Raw genomic sequence first — 505 nt, forward strand, 5'->3', positions numbered from 1 at the left:
GTCCCACGCACCAGCGCAAGGACGTTGTGCCCGAGTCGCCGGGCATCGGAGAGCCGCTCCAGCACCAGCACACCAGCACCCTCAGCGAAAGCGACCCCGTCGGCCGCCGCGGAGAACGCCTTGCACCGTCCATCGGGTGAAAGTCCGCGCTGCCGAGCGAAATCCACGTAAAGGTACGGACTCGCCGCGACAGTCACACCACTGGCCAACGCCAGTGAGCTCTCCCCCTGACGCAACGCCTGACAAGCCAGATGCAACGAAACCAGCGACGACGAGCACGCGGTATCCACAGTGACCGCGGGCCCCTCGAGACCGAAAACATACGACACCCGCCCCGAGATCACACTGCTCGTAGTACCGGTAAGCCGATAACCCTCCAGATCCCCGACCACCCGCTCGACATAACCCGAGTAACCCGCCCCCGCGAACACCCCGGTATCACTGCCCCGCAACGACTTCGGATCAATCCCCGCGTCTTCCAACGCCTCCCACGACACCTCGAGCA

1 protein-coding gene is annotated in these 505 nt (G+C 64.8%); it reads right to left on the minus strand.

Going from position 1 to position 505, the window contains the following annotated elements; all coding sequences use genetic code 11:
• Positions 1-505: beta-ketoacyl [acyl carrier protein] synthase domain-containing protein (locus ACLMAJ_RS38030; protein ID WP_412018766.1), on the minus strand; the 505-nt coding region annotated here is incomplete at both ends.

Origin of the sequence: Nocardia arseniciresistens (assembly GCF_046764875.1) — a bacterium.
Classification (GTDB): domain Bacteria; phylum Actinomycetota; class Actinomycetes; order Mycobacteriales; family Mycobacteriaceae; genus Nocardia; species Nocardia arseniciresistens.